Raw genomic sequence first — 795 nt, 5'->3', positions numbered from 1 at the left:
CTACCCGACAGACGTGTCCGACGAAGAGTGGAGCTTCGCGGCGCCGTATCTGACGCTGATGGATGAAGCAGCACCGCAGCGCAAGTACGAACTGCGAGAAATGTTTAACGCGTTGCGCTGGATCGTACGTGCTGGTGCGCCATGGAGAATGATGCCCAACAACTTTCCTCCGTGGGAACTGGTGTACCAGCAGACCCAGCGCTGGCTTCAGGCAGGCTGCTTTGAGAACATGGTCTGCGATTTGCGCTCGATCATCCGTGTGGCGCAAGGACGGCAGGGCCAGCCCAGCGCCGTGATCCTTGATGGCCGGACAATGCAGTCCACCTGCGAGAGCGGTCCGCGCGCGGGCTATGACGGCTACAAGCGCAAGCGTGGCAGCAAGGTCCATATTGCAGTCGACACGCTGGGACATTTGCTCGCGGTGCACGTCACGCCCGCCAACGAGCAGGAGCGCGCGCAGGTGGCAGAACTCGCGCGACAGGTGCAGGAAATCACGGGAGAAACGGTCAAGGTGGCCTTCGCGGATCAAGGATACACAGGGGAAGACGCTGCGCAGGCCGCCAGCAATGAAGGCATTGATCTGCAGGTCATCAAACTGCAGGAAGCAAAGAAAGGTTTCGTGCTGCTGCCCCGGCGATGGGTGGTCGAGCGCAGCTTTGGCTGGCTCAACCGCTTTCGCCGCCTCGCGCGGGACTATGAGCGATTACCTGAAACGCTTGCCGGGCTTCATTTCGTGGTCTTCGCCATGCTTATGCTCGTGCATGCAGTGCCAGTACTTCAAAGTTCATAACACGG

At 60.0% G+C, this 795-nt stretch carries 1 protein-coding gene; it reads left to right on the top strand.

What is annotated here, in order from left to right:
• Window positions 1–790: IS5 family transposase (locus GCT13_RS47990; protein WP_152768463.1), on the top strand; the 790-nt coding region annotated here is incomplete at its 5' end.
• Window positions 791–795: the final 5 nt, after the last annotated feature.

Source organism: Paraburkholderia franconis (genome assembly GCF_009362735.1).
GTDB classification, from domain to species: Bacteria; Pseudomonadota; Gammaproteobacteria; order Burkholderiales; family Burkholderiaceae; genus Paraburkholderia; species Paraburkholderia franconis.
Note: the sequence above shows the minus strand (reverse complement) of the source record. Positions and strands in the feature narration are given on the sequence as shown.